This window comes from Bacteroides sp. AF34-31BH (genome assembly GCF_003602795.1).
GTDB lineage: Bacteria > Bacteroidota > Bacteroidia > Bacteroidales > Bacteroidaceae > Bacteroides > Bacteroides uniformis.
The window spans coordinates 87,938-102,621 of sequence record NZ_QTLV01000001.1 but is presented as its reverse complement, the minus strand read 5'-3'; the positions used below and the strand labels follow the sequence as shown (position 1 = coordinate 102,621).

The window sequence follows — 14,684 nt, the reverse complement described above, 5'->3', positions numbered from 1 at the left end:
ACATAAAGTCCATTCTGTTTTTTTCAGTGCTACATTTACTACCAAAGCCATCGTGCAGGGTATCGTCAAGCAGCTGCACGCCGATAATATCCAACATGACATTACGAGTAATGTTTTAATCCCCCGGTTTGAGATTGGGACGCGATGAATTGTTGGTCGTAGGCGTGCCGTCCTATTCAGGAAGAGTGCCCGACACGTGCCATTGCGTCGGAGAACCCCATAAAGACAGATGAAGGTCAATGTATTTCATGTGGAAGGTGCATTGCCCTATGTCCTGTCGGCTCACGAAACTACCACTATCCATTTTTTGGAAAAAAGAGTTTGGAGTTTGCAAGCGCAAATTCAGAGAGAAAAGAACTTGAACTTTTTTACGCTGTCAATTAAAGATGCCGTAAAGGATAAAAACAATGTATGATTAAGGAATAAAATTTCTTAGTCATTGTCTATCAGTTCCTTTCTTTTTCTCCAATATCCTTTTTTATCCTACGAAAACCTCCTTAAACCTCCGTTAAAGCACCACCCCGTTTTCTGCCCGTTGTATCTTTGCATCGTGGTCACAAAGAAACTGGTTTTGCAGACTGACGAGCGAACAAGACCGACTTTTATTAATCAATTTAAAATTAAAAAACTATGGCTTTGAATTATGAAGTAAAAAAGAGAGTATTCGGTTTTGACGAGACAAAAACGGAAAAGTACGTGGCGCAGATGAAAACTTTGGGTGTGGTAGGTTTTAAGGATTTATGCGACGAGGTTTCCAAGATAGGCATGGCGCCTCGCGGTGTGGTGAAGTTGGTGCTGGACGGATTGATCGACACCTTGAATATGGATATCAACAAGGGATTTTCGGTACAGCTGGGTGAGTTCGGCTGTTTCCGTCCCGGCATCAACGCCAAGAGCCAGGACAAGCTGGAAGATGTGAAGGCAAGCACGATTTATCGCCGCAAGATTATCTTCACCCCGGGCTTCTACTTTAAGGATATGCTGACCCGCGCCAGCGTAGAGAAGATGGATTGGTCGGGCAACGGCACCGTTTCTGGCGGGGGTAGCTCCAAACCAAATCCGGATGGCGGCGGTTCCGATGGCGACCAGGGAGAAAATCCGTTAGGATAAACATTCTGTAAATAAGGAGAATATGAACTTTCTCAGAAAAAGGTTCATATTCTCCTTGAAATACTTGACTTCGCCTTTTGAATATCGTATCTTTACATCAATCATTTAAAAATCAGACAAACTGCTATGGAAACAGAAAATGGCTTTCGTATCACGACTTATAAAAAGAAAGATTTGGCATGCCTCTATTGCCCCAATGCTACTGCACGTTGCGCCATCCGCACCCTGACGCGGTGGATAAAACGGAATCACGAACTGTATGAAGCCTTGGCGCATACCGGGTACAATGTAAGGACACGGACATTCATGCCGAAGCAGGTGAGTCTTATCGTACAGTATCTGGACGAACCTTAATATTCTTTTCAACCTCATTTATTATGTTAAAGCGGGAAGTTGCGGTTAAACTTCCCGCTTTTGTTTTTGTCATAGATACGTTGCAACACAATAGGTATAACTAACATAAGGTATTAATTAAAAAAAGAGAAAAATGATGAAAAGAATAGTTCTGATATGGATGGCCGCCTTCCTGATGGGTGGCATGGCAATGGCACAACATGCCCGCCACAGTGATAAAATGCCCGAACCGAAAGTCCGTGCCGAGCGCATGACGGAACGGATGGTGAAAGAGTACTCCTTGAACGATATGCAGAAACAACAACTGCTGGAGGCAAATCTGGCATTGGTTGAGAAAATGGGAGATATGCCGATGCATCGTGCCAAAGCACACAAGCATCATAAGAGAGATGGTAAGCGCCATCAATTGACGGATGAGCAACGCGCGCAGAAAAAAGCGGAGATGGAAAAGAAGCGTGAAGAGATGAAGACTGCCCGTATTGCTTATGATTCACAACTCCGGAAGATTATGACGGAAGAACAATATGCTGCATACAGCAAGAAAGTGCAGGATAGAAAAGCAAAAATGGAATCTAAAAGAAAATAAATTTTCTATTGCATTCAATTTGTACTATTTTTGTCCGGTCAACTACTAAAAAACAGAACGATGAAGAATATAGTCTATATTTTAGTGTGTGCATCGGTCATTTTCTTCACTGCTTGTTCGTCGCAAGACAAGAATAAGAAAGACGGTACGCAGGTATTGATGCAGGATAGTACAGAAATTGCCGGCCCACAGCGCATGCAGGTGTCCGATGTAAAAACATCCTTTACGTATAAGGGAAAAGAGTATCAGTCTTCTGTAGTGCGCCGGCCGGATGAATCTCTGCCGATAGTGAAAAACGAGCAGGGGGAGAAATTTGTGGATAACCGTATCACCTTGCGCATCACGTGCGGCGGGAAGCAGGTGGTGGATAAAGTGTTCACCAAAGATAATTTTGCTTCGTTGGTGGATGCCAAGTTCATGAAGTACTCTATTCTTGAGGGGCTGGTCTATGACAAGACCACTCCGCAAGGAATCATATACGCGGCCAGCGTCTGCTATCCGCAATCCGACCTTTATGTTCCCATCAGACTGACCATTACGGCTGACGGGAAAATCTCCATGGCAAAAGAAGAACTGATGGAGGACTATCAGACAGACAGCATTGATTAGTGGATAGTTTTCCAGATTGTTTCCAGTTTTGTAGACCATCTTTGCCGGTATGAAAATCCTGATTGTAGAAGATGAGCAAGATTTGCGGGAAACCATCCGCACTTCGCTCTTGAAAGAAAAGTTTGTTGTAGAGACCGCTGCCGACTATTTTTCGGCATTGGATAAAATCAATGACTACGATTACGACTGCATTCTGCTGGATATCATGTTGCCTGGCGGGAGCGGTCTGGACTTGCTGCGTGAGCTGAAACGGCTGCACCGCAGTGACAGTGTGCTTATTATCTCGGCCAAAGACTCGCTGGACGACAAGGTGGACGGGCTGGAACTGGGAGCCGACGATTACCTTACAAAGCCTTTCCATCTGGCAGAACTCAATGCACGTGTCAAGTCATTGATACGTCGGCGGCAGGCGAAGGGAGATGTGACCGTCACCCTTGGAAATCTTTTGCTCTACCCCGACAAACGGCAGGTAGAGATAAACGGAAAACCCTTGCAGCTGAACCGCAAGGAGTTCGACCTGCTTTATTATTTTGTAGTCAACCCCGGCCGGGTCATCAATAAAATGAGCCTTGCCGAGTCGGTGTGGGGAGACAATATAGACCAGGCGGATTCGTTGGATTTTATCTACTCGCAAGTGAAGAATCTGCGTAAGAAATTGAAACAAGCTGAGGCTACCATAGAATTAAAGGCTGTCTATGGATTCGGCTACAAACTCTCCGAACGATGAAGCTGCTGAGCTACACCTACCGCAAACTTGCATTGCTGCTGTTTCTGTTGATGGCAGTGTGGGGTGTGCTGTTCTATTACGCAATCATTGACGAGGTGGTGGATGAGACGGACGATACGTTGGAGAATTACGGTGAGATATTGATGGAGAGTGCGCTTCACGACCCCTCGATACTCGAAACGGAAGGCTCGTTGATGTCTTTCTATAAGTTCACCCCTATATCCGAAGAGGAAGGGCGGCATTACAGACAAGTGTTCTATGATGCTACGGTTTATATCGAACTGGAGGATGAAGACGAACCGGTACGTGTCATGTGTACCGCTTTCCGTATGCCCGACGGGCAATATTATGAGTTGAAACTGATGATTTCCATTTTGGAGCGGGATGACATGGTGGAGGCTATGCTTTGGTATCTGGGAGCGCTGTTCCTGTTGTTTCTCATCTGTACTTCCATCGGCATCCAGTTGGTGCTGAAGGGAGTGTTCCGTCCGTTACATAGGTTGCTTGACTGGCTGCACTGCATTCAGCCCGGCAAGGAGGCGCCTCCATTGGACAACCCGACGAAGATACGGGAGTTCCGCCAGTTGAGCGATGCTGCATTGGATATGGGCAACCGCAGCTACAAGGCATACGAGGAGCAGAAGCAGTTCATCGAGAATGCCTCGCATGAGTTGCAGACACCGCTTGCCATCGTGAGGGGAAAAGTGGAACTGCTGGCTGAGAGTGAAGGGATGACGGAACAGCAAATGGAGCAGCTGGACGAGATATATGCCACGCTGGGGCGTGCCGTAAAACTGAACAAGTCCCTGCTGTTGCTTTCCCGTATAGAGAACGGGCAGTATACCGAGATGGAAGATGTTTCGGTGGATGAGATATTGGATGAACTCTTGCCCGACCTGATGGATATCTATGAACATAAGCAGGTGAGACTGATACGAAAACGGGAGGAGCAGCCTTTTATCATCCGTTGCAACCATTCGCTGGCGCAAATACTGGTTTCCAATCTGGTGAAGAACTCGTTGCTGCACAATAGGGAAGGGGGAGAGTTGCAGGTGTTTACTACTCCCGCTTCTCTGGTCATCAGGAATACGGGGGATGCCCCTTTGGATGGAGAGAAGTTGTTCCGGCGTTTCTATCATGGCATGGATGGCAAGAAGGACTCCACCGGACTGGGGCTTGCCATAGCGCGTTCCATTGCGTTGTCGTCTTCATTGAGGCTCACGTATGAATGGCAGGACGGTATGCATACCTTCCGTCTGGTTAAAGAAAGTAAAATTTATCGTTAACTGCGGTTATTCCCAAATCTTTCCTAATTCTCTACCGTTATTTGCAGTGTGAATGATATGAAATTTATTAGTAACATTAAAAAATAACGATTATGAAGAAAGTATTGTCTATTCTTGTGTTGGCTCTTGTAGCTGTTCAGTTTGCCTTTGCCGGTGATGTTATCACTCAGGATGCCAAGCAGCTTCCGCTGACGGCACGCAATTTTATCAACCAGTATTTCTCGAAACCGCACATTTCACACATCAAGATTGAAAGTGAAATATTGCAGACTAAAAAATATGAAGTGCTGTTGACAGACCGTACGGAAATAGACTTCGACAAGAAAGGAAATTGGTTGGAAGTGGATTGCAAGAAGTCCGCTGTTCCCGAAGCATTGATTCCGGTTCCGGTAAAGGAGTATGTGAAGGCTAACTTCCCGAGAGAGATTATTACTAAAATCGAACGCGGACGTACCGGTGTGGAAATTGAATTGGGTAATGACTACTCTTTGAAGTTCAACAAAAAGGGAAAGTTCGTCAGCATGGACGATTGATTCTCCAGTAACTATTAACCTAAACTTTATAGAGAAATGATGAGAATAAAGATTCAAATGTTGGCGATGATGTTCATCGCCGCCTTGGCACTTGGTGCATGCAGTGATGATGACGACAAGGATGATGTCAAAGTGCCCGAAGCAATGTCACAAGCATTGAAGTCCAAATACCCTTCCGCAATCCATGTGGAATGGGAACAGAAAGGGGGCTATTTCGTTGCAGATTGTAAAGTGGATGGGCAGGAAAAGGATGTATGGTTCAATAATCAGGCGGAATGGCAACTGACGGAAACCGAATTGCTTTGGAATAATCTTCCGGGAACAGTACAGACCTCTTTCAGCGCCAGTGAGTATGCCGGTTGGAAGATAGAGGAGATTGTTCTTTTGGAGTATCCGGTAGTGCCTATGCAGTTTGTCATTGAAGTTGAAAAGGGAAATGCAGAGTATCAATTGTTCTATTCGGAAGAAGGCGGCTTGCTACAGACAAAAGATGTGAGCGGTAATAGGGATGATACGCATTGGCCGGTAAAACTTGATTAGAGAAGAGTTAAGGATAAGGGATTAAGGACATTAGTGTTGTGCAATCATATTGAAAACTTAATCCCTTAATCCTTAATCCCTTATCCTTAACTACATCGGCTTATAATCCTTCGCCAGTCCTCCTTCGCTGGTTTCTTTGTAGAGGGAGGGCAGGTCGTTTCCGGTTTCTTTCATGACTTCCACCACTTTGTCGAATGACACGCGGTGCATGCCGTCGGTGAAGGAGGAGTAAAGGTTGGCATCCAAGGCGCGTGCGGCGGCGTAGGCATTACGTTCGATGCACGGGATTTGTACCAGTCCGCAAACTGGGTCGCAGGTCATACCCAAATGATGCTCCAATCCCATTTCGGCGGCATATTCTATTTGTGCCGGACTGCCTCCAAACAATTGGTTGGCTGCGGCTGATGCCATGGAACATGCTACACCTACCTCTGCTTGGCATCCGGCTTCCGCTCCCGAAATGGAAGCGTTGGTCTTCACGATGTTTCCTATCAGTCCGGCTGTGGCAAGGGCACGAAGTATGCGTGTGTCGCTGAACTCCCGGCTTTTTTGCAGATGATAGAGCACTGCCGGTACAATGCCACACGAACCGCAGGTAGGTGCAGTGACAATGACCCCACCTGACGCATTTTCTTCACTTACTGCCAAGGCATAGGCAAATACCAGTCCGCGCGACTGGAGGGAAGCCTTGTAGCCACTGGCACGTATATAATAGGTAGAAGCCTTTCGGCGCAGATTCAGAGGGCCGGGCAAGACTCCTTCACTATCCAATCCCCGTTTTACGGCAGCCTGCATGGTTTTCCATACCTCCTGCAGGTAATCCCAAATGTCGCTTTCCTCGCATTCCTTGACGTACTCCCAGTAACTTTTTCCGGTACGTTCACACCATTGCAGTATTTCGGTCATACTGTTCATTTCGTATACATCCGGGGTGTTTACGGATGATGCTCCATCATTCTCTTCTGCCAGGGCACCGCCGCCGACGCTGAATACGGTCCATTGGTCGGTCTCCTTGCCTTCGCTGTCCAAAGAGACGAATTTCATACCGTTGGGATGGAAGGGCAGGAATATTTTGGGCTCCCAGATTATTTCTACCGGTGCTGCGGGTTGCAGTGTCTCGGTGATGGCAACATTGGTCATGTGCCCCTTGCCGGTAGCGGCGAGGCTTCCGTATAGGGTTACTTGGAAGGCGGCTGCTTCGGGATGCCTTTCCAGGAATATCTGAGCTGCCTTGCGCGGCCCCATAGTGTGGCTACTGGATGGACCGGTACCGATACGGTAGAGTTCTTTGATTGATTTCATATATTTCAGATTTATGATTTCAGATTTATGATTTAATTATCAACTGTCAATTATCCATTAACTCAAGTCTACTACGGTAATGCCTGCTCCGCCGAACTGTATATGTTCGTCGGCAAAGTGGCGCACTCCGGGAACGGTTTCCAGATATTGGCGGATAAGCGTGCGCAGGATACCCGTTCCTGTTCCGTGAAGGATACGCACACGCGACATGCCGACGAGGATAGCATCATCAATGAAATAGGTGACGGCTTGCAGCGCTTCGTCGCCACGCATGCCACGGACATCAATGTCTTGCTTGAAATGTAGTTTCTTCTCATACATGCTGTCTTGGGTCTGGACGCTGATGAAAGTGCTTTTGGCGGACACGTCAGCTTGTTTGGGCTGCGCGTTGGTGCGTTCCAGCCTGTCCAGCTTGACGGTAGTCTTGATGCTGCCGAACGCGATAATCGCATTCTTGCCGTTCACTTCCATTACCTCGCCCACAGAGGTCTGTCCCTTTATTCTGACGTTGCAGCCGGGGACGATTGCCGCGAGGCGTTCCGCTTCTTTCCGCGCCTGCTGTTCTGCCAAAGCCTGGGCAGACGGTCCGTTCTCTTTTCCATTGCCTGCTTTCTTTTCCTTTTTCCGGTTCTGCTTTTCTTTCAGCTTTTCCATCTTGCGGGCAATTTTTTCTTCCAGTTCCTTGTTGGCAAGCGCTTCCATTGATTCGCGGAAGTCCGTCAACTCCTGGCGGGCCTGGCGTGTCTTTTCTTTTTCTGCCTGGGCTTCTTTGATGGAGCGTATGGTGTTCTCGATGCGTGCATTGGCTTCCTGCATCAGTTGCTCCACCTCTTCTTTCGCTTTGCGCAGAATATCCTTCCGGGATTTCTGCAAATCTTCGATTTCGGTCTGATAACGCTCGATGGTCTCTTCCATGTGCTTTTCACGCTGGCGTATTGTCTGGCGTTTGCCTTCCCAATAGCGTTTGTCGCGCACAATGTCCTGCAGGTACTTATCGGCGTTGATGTATTCGCTGCCCACAATTTCCGAGGCATCGGCGATGACATCTTCCGGCAGACCTATCTTGCGGGCAATCTCCACAGCGAACGAACTGCCCGGATTGCCTATCTGTAGTTGGAACAGTGCCTGCATCAGATGGCGGTCGTAGAGCATGGCGCCATTCACTACACCTTCGTGGTCTTCGGCAAAATGCTTCAGGTTCTGGTAGTGTGTGGTGATGACACCGAACGTCTGTTTTTGGTTGAAGCGTTTCAATACGGCTTCGGCGATGGCGCCTCCTATCTGGGGTTCTGTTCCACCACCGAATTCATCAATCAGGATGAGGCTCCGTTCATTGCAGTTTTTCATCATGATTTTCATGTTCGTAAGGTGGGAGGAGTAGGTACTCAAATCATCTTCAATGGACTGCTCGTCACCGATGTCAATGAATATGCTGCTGAATATTCCGGCATGACTGCGTTCGTGCATCGGGATGAGTAGTCCGGATTGCAGCATGTATTGTAATAAGCCTACTGTCTTTAGGCAGACAGACTTGCCGCCTGCGTTCGGACCGGAGATAATGAGGATACGTTGCTTTTCATTCAGTTCGATGTCAAGCGGTACGACTTTTTTGCCATGTTTGGCGAGAGAAAGTTGCAAGAGTGGGTGTACCGCCATTGTCCAGTCCAGCAGTTGTTTGTTTTCGAGAGCCGGTTTCAGTCCGGATATTTGCTCGGCAAACAATGCTTTGGCACGTATGAAGTCTATTTCGGCAAGGAACTCGTATGATAGCAGTACGTCGGAGATGGAGGGGCGCAGCTGGTTGGAGAAGTCCGTCAGGATGCGGATAATTTCTCTGCGTTCGTCACCTTCAAGTTCTCGTATGCGATTGTTGGCTTCCACTACTTCGGCAGGCTCGATGAATACGGTTTTACCACTGGCCGACTCGTCGTGTACAATACCGCGTATTTTCCGTTTCAGTGCTGGTGCAACGGGAATGACCAGACGGCCGTCACGCATGGTGGGCGTTACATCTTTGTCCACAACGCCCTCGGACTGGGCATTTCGTAGAATACTGTTCAGTGAGCGGGAGATACTTCCCATAGTACTTGCCAGTTCCCGGCGGATGCGTGCCAACTCTGTAGAGGCATTGTCCTTGATTTTTCCGTAAGGAGAGAGGATGCCGTTTATTTTTGCTATGAGCTGTGGGAAAACGGTGATGTCTCCTGCCAATCTTTTCAGACAAGGGTAGGGGGAAGCGCCCTCTTCCTCATCATCGTCGCTTTTCTGTAGGAAACGTACAATATCACGTATGGTTTCCAGTGAACGGCGTAGGTCAAAGAGCTCTTGTTCATCCAGATACATGCCTTCCACGCGTATGCGTTTCAGTGACGGGCGTACATCAAAAAAGTATTGTGCCGGGAAGTTGTCTTCTTCTTGGAGTATGCGTACAAATTCAGTGACTTGGTCCAAACGCTCCTCTACCTCTCCAAAGTGGTCGGAGAATGCCATGTCCATCACCCGTTCTTCGCCAAGTGTACTGAGGCATTTTTCTTTCAGCAATTGGCGTATTTGGTCGAAACCTATTTTCTGTTCAAAGTTCTGCGGATATATCATGGTGCAAAAGTACTATTAATTCATGAAAAAAGAGAAAGGAAGTTTGCAGAATTAAAAATGATTTGTACCTTTGCACCGCTTTAAAGAGGAAAGCACTTCCCGAAAAGGAAGTTTTAGGAGAGGTGGCAGAGTGGTCGATTGCGGCGGTCTTGAAAACCGTTGTGCTGCGAGGCACCCGGGGTTCGAATCCCTGTCTCTCCGCTGAAAAGAATTGCAAAACAAAGAAAATCCCTGTAAATTAATACTTTACGGGGATTTTTGTTTTTGGTGCATAGCAAAAATAAGCATATCAAAGCATTCTTTCGGTGTACTATTCGGTGTACTTGATTACCTTCAATGTTAGGTACACCTGTTAAGTAAATAATTGATTGTTTATCAGTGTTTTGTGTCTTTACTTGTTGCTCTTGGAAATTTAGTTTTGTGATTAAAAAACAAGTAAGATGGAAAGAACAACATTTTGTCTATTGTTCTACATTCGTAGGACGAAATTGAATCGGAACGGTGAGGCTCCGATAATGATGAGAATTACAGTGAATGGAGTGCGGGTTGATGCTTCAGTGAAGAAAACAATTCTTCCGGAATTCTGGAGTGCGGCAAAAGGAAAGGTTCTGGAAAAGAAGCGTGAAACCATTCTTGCGGAAGGTGTTGCAGAGCGCATCATCGGACTTTATGCTTTGGGAAACAGCACACGTGAGATAAGTGACTGGATGGAGGAGAACTTGGGTAATCGTGTGTCTGCCGAGACGATTAGCGCCATCACCGATCGTGTACTTCCGGAAATAAAGGCATGGCGTTCCCGTAGCCTAGAGAGCGTTTATCCGATAGTCTGGATGGATGCCATCCATTATAAGGTAATGGACGAGAGAGGCTGTGCCGTAACCCGTGCGATTTACAATGTACTGGCTCTGGACAGCGAGGGACATAAGGATCTGTTAGGGATGTATATCTCTAAGAATGAGGGCGCTAACTTCTGGCTGAATGTATTGACAGACTTGCAGACCCGTGGTGTCTGTGACATACTCATAGCTTGTGTTGACGGATTGAAAGGCTTCCCAGATGCTATCCAAAGTGTGTTTCCTGATACTATTGTCCAGCTCTGTATTTTCCATCAGATACGTAACTCCGTCAAGTATGTCGGCAGCAAGCACCAAAAAGAGTTCATGAGGGATCTGAAACATGTCTATGGTGCGGTAAATAAGGAATCCGCTGCGACAGGACTTCTTAATCTGGAAGAAAAATGGGGTGAGAAATACCCTATCGTTATCAAGTCTTGGCAGGATAACTGGGAAAGGCTTACTGAATACTTCCAGTTTACGTCGGATATACGACGTATGATTTATACCACGAATACAGTCGAGGGCTATCACCGCCAAGTGCGGAAAGTGACAAAAAACAAGGGCGTGTTCCCTAACGACACCGCCCTTGAAAAGTTGGTTTATCTCGCTTACCGCAACATACGTAAGAAATGGACCATGCCCATAGCCAACCGGGCGGCCATCGCACAACAATTAGCGATAAAGTTTGGAGACAGATTTAAATTGTTGTAACTTTACGCTCGTCGGGAGTGCTGGTGCACCCCCTTGGCGCTGGCCGATCCCCGACCGATGAGCTTGGAAGAAAACGCCGCATGACACAGTTTATTTTACGCCCCCGCAGTGTACACTTCATGTGTATTCTTTTTAATCTGTTTACAGTCAAATAACAACTTAAAACTGTATCAAATAAACATATCCAAGTATTCTTTTTTTGCCATATTTTCAAAAGGACTATGCATCACGCACTGTCCTTTTCTTATTAGAACTTTAAACACCCGAATATCTTACCAATTTGGTTTTCGTCATTACCTGTTTAGCCATGCTCCTACCTTCTCTTTAAAGAAGAAAGTATAGAGGAATGCTCCTATCCAGCTTGTAAGGACTACCAGCAGGATTGCCATAAGTTTTTTTTCTTTCGGTATTCTCAGGCAACCTATTTCCCAGGCGCATCTTATAGTCAGAACTATTCCAACGACCCAAATAGCAAGAATATTCATACCTGTATAAATTAAATGAGAGATAGTAAATCGAGATATAAAGGCTTATATGGCAGTCTTAATCAAGCTGCTTTTTTACTTCATCTTTAGCTTTGTTATAATCCTTTTTTATTTCTTTTTTTACCTTTTCTGTACCTTGTTGCACGTCTTTCTTGGTTTCTTTCCAGGCATCTTTAACTTTGTCGGCACCATCCTCTATTTTGTTAGAGGCCTTGTCTAATGCGTCATTTACGTTTTCTTTTGCATTTTCAATCTGCTGTTCTGTCCGGTTCTGTTCTTTTTTGTCCCGACAGGATGATGCGGACAGTGCAAATAAAATTGTCAGTGTGATAAACATTATCTTTTTCATATAGTTCTCTATTTTTGCTTGTTATACAATATGCTTTAGGATTTCCGGTGGAGAAACCAGTTCTCCACCGGGATGAAGATTTAGACTTCATACTGTCGGAAGATCAAGTTATTTCTTTTCCGATTTTTTGTTTGAAGCAGCAGGCTTACTTTCTTTAGCTTTGCTTTGGGTACACTTTTTGCCACCCTTTGCTTCCATCTGTTTTTTTTCGTTCTTTGTTGTCATAAAATTTAGTTTTTAAGTTAAACAATAGTAGAACTGGAAGTCTTATTTGTTTCCGTTCTTAGCATTTCCATATTCACACCAACGCATTTCTCCTTTAGGGATATGGGAGAGTATCTCGCTGCTCCGTTCCTTGGCTAGTTTTTCATCTGTCTGGCGTACTTCCTTTTCCGTACGTTTGGTGCCTTTAGGTTTACGTTGAAGTAGTCCGTCAGTACTTCTGACTTCCTCCAGTGGATTCTCAATATATTGCCATTCTTCTTTGAGCCTCGTACTTTTGCCTTCGTTCCATGGTCCGCGGGCTTCCTTTCCTTTGGAATCATTAAAATAAAGGTTACTGTATCGGGGGGATGTTTGGAATACTCCCGGAGGAAAGTTAGGCTGAATAGTTTCCAGAGCGGCCTCAAACTGTTGAAAATGGGTCACTTCGCGAGTCATAAGGAATGTGAGCGTTTCTTTTACAAGTGGGTCATCCGTAAGTGGGATAAGGTTTTCGTAACCTATCTTGGCACGTGCTTCACCCGCCATGTTGGAACGCAGGTCCACTGTCAGGTCAGCATTGGCCGATACATAGGTGGCACACCATGGGTTCCCGTTGCTATCGGTCAGTACGGGACTACCGGGAGCTGTTACCAGAAACGCAGGATTGGTGAAGGCTTGGTGGATAAGATCCTCTTTGCCTGCTTTTCCTCCCATCATGGTACGCAGAGGAGTATCTTCCAATACATCCTTCATTTCTCCGTTTACTGGTCCGAGGAGCATCTGGATGGTTGCACCTACGATTTCAAGATGGCCGAATTCCTCAGTGGCAATATCCATGAGCATGTCATATTTGTCAGGGTAGGGGTTATGGCAACTGAATGCCTGTACAAAGTACTGTAGAGCGGATTTCAACTCACCGTTGGCCCCTCCGAATGCCTCAAGCATCACACGAGCAAAACGAGGATCCGGCTGTGATACACGGGCATTGAACTGAAGATCTTTTACATGGTAAAACATAACAGATTCATTTTTAAGTTAATAATTCAGGTTAATTTTAGATGTACATCTGTATATTAAAGATAGGAATATCCTTGCCGGGCCGTATGTACAGACCGGAAGAGGTTTGTCCAATCAAGTCAAGAGGGTAAAGTTGTCGGTAGAGATATAAATGAGAAAGGATCGGAGAAAATGAATTTTATTCCTCCAGTTTGTCCAGTTCAGACATATATTTCTTTATATAATGACAATTTCCGTCGCATATCCTTTTCCGCACTCCCACGGAAAGGGAAGAGTCCATACATTTGTTTCCGAACAGACAGCTGCACCTGAGTCTATACGCTTCCAAGCTTTTATTCCTCTCATCCGTACGGCCCTCTGTATAGGCGGACAGGCATAGCGTGTACAGTTCTTCATAACTCTTTTCCCGCAGGGATGCGGGAGTATATTGGCATTTATTGTTCCATTTCATATTCATTAATCATTAATTCAGGTGAAATGGATCGGGAAGCATTGAAAATACATCCCGTAATTTTAGTTGTTTGTTATAGTAGCCTATTTTTTGGCTTCTAAAGCAGCTGCATGGACTTTACTTTTCAGAGTGTCAGCCTTTTCGGCAACGTCAAAGGTCGCATCTGCAACCTTGTCGGCGGTTTTGGTACTTGCATCCAGTGCTTTGTCTCTCACGGTTTCTGTAAGGCTTTCAGCGCGATCGGCAATCTTTGCCATGGCATTATGAATTTTCTTTTTTAGCATCTTGGCTTTTGCCGTACGTGAAAAACGTTGAGCAAGTGCTCCGATGGCCGAACCTATTGCCAGCCCAATCAAAAAGTTAGATTTACTAGTTTCCATAATCAAAAAGGGTTTAGGTTAATAAAAATTTAAATATCAGTTCTCTTGGGATGACGAAAGAAGGATATGATCCACAATAATAGGACTGCACCGATAACAGAGGTGAAAAGGCTACCCAGAAGGCCTGTGGTAGTAATTCCCAACAAGCCGAATACCCAGCCACCCAATACGCCACCTACAATACCTACGAGTAGGTTAATGAGAAGTCCGAAACCGCCTCCTCTCATAATCTTGCCGGCTATGAGTCCGGCAACGATTCCAATGATAATGTACCAAATAAAATACATAATATTAAGTTTTAGTTAAAATAATATTGTTGGGACAGATGGTTTGAGGAATCATATCAGACGGAAAACCATCGGTCCCGTTTTGAAAAAAAACATGTTGTGTAAGAAAATGGTTTGGGTGTAAAAAAAGGATTTAACAACAATTTTCATTTTAATAATAGGCTGGCTGGCTATATTAGTACTATTTATATGTTTATCCCATGTAGTGTTTTATTGCTAAGTAACTATGCCGTGCAGTCAATATTTCAAACTTGTAATAGATAAAAGTTGTGGCTTAATATTTTGATAATAAATGATATAACTCCATATATCGTTCTTTCTG

At 45.5% G+C, this 14,684-nt stretch carries 18 protein-coding genes and 1 tRNA gene; 11 read left to right on the top strand and 8 right to left on the bottom strand.

Annotated features, from left to right (window positions below):
• Nucleotides 1-174: 174 nt before the first annotated feature.
• The 9 genes from DWZ67_RS20640 to DWZ67_RS00415 all read left to right on the top strand — a co-directional run bounded on the left by DWZ67_RS20640 (nucleotide 175) and on the right by DWZ67_RS00415 (nucleotide 5,745).
• A complete protein-coding gene (locus DWZ67_RS20640) occupies nucleotides 175-384 on the top strand; it encodes a 4Fe-4S binding protein (protein ID WP_120138126.1) in 210 nt (69 codons plus the stop codon).
• Between the two features lie 246 nt (nucleotides 385-630).
• Complete coding sequence (locus tag DWZ67_RS00450) at nucleotides 631-1,110, top strand: HU family DNA-binding protein (protein WP_009038158.1); 480 nt, start codon at nucleotides 631-633, stop codon at nucleotides 1,108-1,110.
• 126 nt (nucleotides 1,111-1,236) lie between these two features.
• Nucleotides 1,237-1,464, top strand: coding sequence for a DUF4248 domain-containing protein (locus tag DWZ67_RS00445; RefSeq protein ID WP_005831704.1), 228 nt, complete (start codon nucleotides 1,237-1,239; stop codon nucleotides 1,462-1,464).
• Nucleotides 1,465-1,600: 136 nt separating this feature from the next.
• On the top strand, nucleotides 1,601-2,050 hold the full coding sequence (locus tag DWZ67_RS00440) for a DUF4890 domain-containing protein (protein WP_165852451.1): 450 nt from the start codon (nucleotides 1,601-1,603) through the stop codon (nucleotides 2,048-2,050).
• A gap of 60 nt (nucleotides 2,051-2,110) precedes the next feature.
• Nucleotides 2,111-2,659 carry a DUF4738 domain-containing protein gene (locus DWZ67_RS00435; protein ID WP_005831701.1) on the top strand — a complete coding sequence of 183 codons (549 nt, stop codon included), beginning with the start codon at nucleotides 2,111-2,113 and terminating at the stop codon, nucleotides 2,657-2,659.
• Between the two features lie 49 nt (nucleotides 2,660-2,708).
• Entirely contained in the window at nucleotides 2,709-3,386 is a 678-nt protein-coding gene (locus tag DWZ67_RS00430; RefSeq protein ID WP_016272776.1) for a response regulator transcription factor, read from the top strand.
• Nucleotides 3,383-4,672 carry a sensor histidine kinase gene (locus DWZ67_RS00425; RefSeq protein WP_120137950.1) on the top strand — a complete coding sequence of 430 codons (1,290 nt, stop codon included), beginning with the start codon at nucleotides 3,383-3,385 and terminating at the stop codon, nucleotides 4,670-4,672. Before DWZ67_RS00430 ends, DWZ67_RS00425 begins: the two co-directional genes overlap by 4 nt.
• 92 nt (nucleotides 4,673-4,764) lie before the next feature.
• A complete protein-coding gene (locus DWZ67_RS00420) occupies nucleotides 4,765-5,205 on the top strand; it encodes a PepSY-like domain-containing protein (protein ID WP_005832634.1) in 441 nt (146 codons plus the stop codon).
• A 36-nt stretch (nucleotides 5,206-5,241) separates the two neighbouring features.
• The gene (locus tag DWZ67_RS00415) at nucleotides 5,242-5,745 is read left to right on the top strand and encodes a PepSY-like domain-containing protein (RefSeq protein ID WP_009038162.1); all 504 of its coding nucleotides are present in this window, start codon (nucleotides 5,242-5,244) and stop codon (nucleotides 5,743-5,745) included.
• Nucleotides 5,746-5,835: 90 nt separating this feature from the next.
• Here the strand turns inward: DWZ67_RS00415 and DWZ67_RS00410 are convergent, their stop codons facing one another.
• Together DWZ67_RS00410 and DWZ67_RS00405 are read right to left on the bottom strand one after the other, a co-directional pair.
• Nucleotides 5,836-7,047, bottom strand: coding sequence for an L-serine ammonia-lyase (locus tag DWZ67_RS00410; RefSeq protein ID WP_005831694.1), 1,212 nt, complete (start codon nucleotides 7,045-7,047; stop codon nucleotides 5,836-5,838).
• Between the two features lie 57 nt (nucleotides 7,048-7,104).
• Nucleotides 7,105-9,642: an endonuclease MutS2 gene (locus DWZ67_RS00405; protein WP_120137949.1), complete on the bottom strand. Its 2,538-nt coding sequence runs from the start codon at nucleotides 9,640-9,642 to the stop codon at nucleotides 7,105-7,107.
• A gap of 116 nt (nucleotides 9,643-9,758) precedes the next feature.
• On the opposite strand from DWZ67_RS00405, the gene DWZ67_RS00400 reads away from it, so the two are divergent.
• Nucleotides 9,759-9,843 (top strand) — tRNA-Ser (locus DWZ67_RS00400).
• Between the two features lie 239 nt (nucleotides 9,844-10,082).
• Entirely contained in the window at nucleotides 10,083-11,189 is a 1,107-nt protein-coding gene (locus tag DWZ67_RS00395; RefSeq protein WP_016272772.1) for an IS256 family transposase, read from the top strand.
• Between the two features lie 293 nt (nucleotides 11,190-11,482).
• Here the strand turns inward: DWZ67_RS00395 and DWZ67_RS00385 are convergent, their stop codons facing one another.
• From DWZ67_RS00385 to DWZ67_RS00360, 6 genes are all read right to left on the bottom strand, one after another.
• Entirely contained in the window at nucleotides 11,483-11,674 is a 192-nt protein-coding gene (locus tag DWZ67_RS00385) for a hypothetical protein (protein ID WP_016272771.1), read from the bottom strand.
• Between the two features lie 58 nt (nucleotides 11,675-11,732).
• Nucleotides 11,733-12,023: a hypothetical protein gene (locus DWZ67_RS00380; protein ID WP_016272770.1), complete on the bottom strand. Its 291-nt coding sequence runs from the start codon at nucleotides 12,021-12,023 to the stop codon at nucleotides 11,733-11,735.
• A 267-nt stretch (nucleotides 12,024-12,290) separates the two neighbouring features.
• Nucleotides 12,291-13,244: a manganese catalase family protein gene (locus tag DWZ67_RS00375; RefSeq protein WP_007665899.1), complete on the bottom strand. Its 954-nt coding sequence runs from the start codon at nucleotides 13,242-13,244 to the stop codon at nucleotides 12,291-12,293.
• 178 nt (nucleotides 13,245-13,422) lie between these two features.
• Entirely contained in the window at nucleotides 13,423-13,695 is a 273-nt protein-coding gene (locus tag DWZ67_RS00370; protein WP_016272768.1) for a hypothetical protein, read from the bottom strand.
• Nucleotides 13,696-13,778: 83 nt separating this feature from the next.
• Complete coding sequence (locus DWZ67_RS00365) at nucleotides 13,779-14,075, bottom strand: YtxH domain-containing protein (protein ID WP_016272767.1); 297 nt, start codon at nucleotides 14,073-14,075, stop codon at nucleotides 13,779-13,781.
• Nucleotides 14,076-14,104: 29 nt separating this feature from the next.
• Nucleotides 14,105-14,362: a GlsB/YeaQ/YmgE family stress response membrane protein gene (locus DWZ67_RS00360; protein WP_007665893.1), complete on the bottom strand. Its 258-nt coding sequence runs from the start codon at nucleotides 14,360-14,362 to the stop codon at nucleotides 14,105-14,107.
• Between the last annotated feature and the right edge of the window lie 322 nt (nucleotides 14,363-14,684).

What these genes read in the sequence shown, in the direction of transcription:
- DWZ67_RS00450 (WP_009038158.1), top strand. Translation starts at nt 631, where the DNA reads ATGGCTTTGAATTATGAAGTAAAAAAGAGAGTATTCGGTTTTGACGAG.
- DWZ67_RS00445 (WP_005831704.1), top strand. Translation starts at nt 1,237, where the DNA reads ATGGAAACAGAAAATGGCTTTCGTATCACGACTTATAAAAAGAAAGAT.
- DWZ67_RS00440 (WP_165852451.1), top strand. Translation starts at nt 1,601, where the DNA reads ATGAAAAGAATAGTTCTGATATGGATGGCCGCCTTCCTGATGGGTGGC.
- DWZ67_RS00435 (WP_005831701.1), top strand. Translation starts at nt 2,111, where the DNA reads ATGAAGAATATAGTCTATATTTTAGTGTGTGCATCGGTCATTTTCTTC.
- DWZ67_RS00430 (WP_016272776.1), top strand. Translation starts at nt 2,709, where the DNA reads ATGAAAATCCTGATTGTAGAAGATGAGCAAGATTTGCGGGAAACCATC.
- DWZ67_RS00425 (WP_120137950.1), top strand. Translation starts at nt 3,383, where the DNA reads ATGAAGCTGCTGAGCTACACCTACCGCAAACTTGCATTGCTGCTGTTT.
- DWZ67_RS00420 (WP_005832634.1), top strand. Translation starts at nt 4,765, where the DNA reads ATGAAGAAAGTATTGTCTATTCTTGTGTTGGCTCTTGTAGCTGTTCAG.
- DWZ67_RS00415 (WP_009038162.1), top strand. Translation starts at nt 5,242, where the DNA reads ATGATGAGAATAAAGATTCAAATGTTGGCGATGATGTTCATCGCCGCC.
- DWZ67_RS00410 (WP_005831694.1), bottom strand. Translation starts at nt 7,047, where the DNA reads ATGAAATCAATCAAAGAACTCTACCGTATCGGTACCGGTCCATCCAGT.
- DWZ67_RS00405 (WP_120137949.1), bottom strand. Translation starts at nt 9,642, where the DNA reads ATGATATATCCGCAGAACTTTGAACAGAAAATAGGTTTCGACCAAATA.
- DWZ67_RS00395 (WP_016272772.1), top strand. Translation starts at nt 10,083, where the DNA reads ATGGAAAGAACAACATTTTGTCTATTGTTCTACATTCGTAGGACGAAA.
- DWZ67_RS00385 (WP_016272771.1), bottom strand. Translation starts at nt 11,674, where the DNA reads ATGAATATTCTTGCTATTTGGGTCGTTGGAATAGTTCTGACTATAAGA.
- DWZ67_RS00380 (WP_016272770.1), bottom strand. Translation starts at nt 12,023, where the DNA reads ATGAAAAAGATAATGTTTATCACACTGACAATTTTATTTGCACTGTCC.
- DWZ67_RS00375 (WP_007665899.1), bottom strand. Translation starts at nt 13,244, where the DNA reads ATGTTTTACCATGTAAAAGATCTTCAGTTCAATGCCCGTGTATCACAG.
- DWZ67_RS00370 (WP_016272768.1), bottom strand. Translation starts at nt 13,695, where the DNA reads ATGAAATGGAACAATAAATGCCAATATACTCCCGCATCCCTGCGGGAA.
- DWZ67_RS00365 (WP_016272767.1), bottom strand. Translation starts at nt 14,075, where the DNA reads ATGGAAACTAGTAAATCTAACTTTTTGATTGGGCTGGCAATAGGTTCG.
- DWZ67_RS00360 (WP_007665893.1), bottom strand. Translation starts at nt 14,362, where the DNA reads ATGTATTTTATTTGGTACATTATCATTGGAATCGTTGCCGGACTCATA.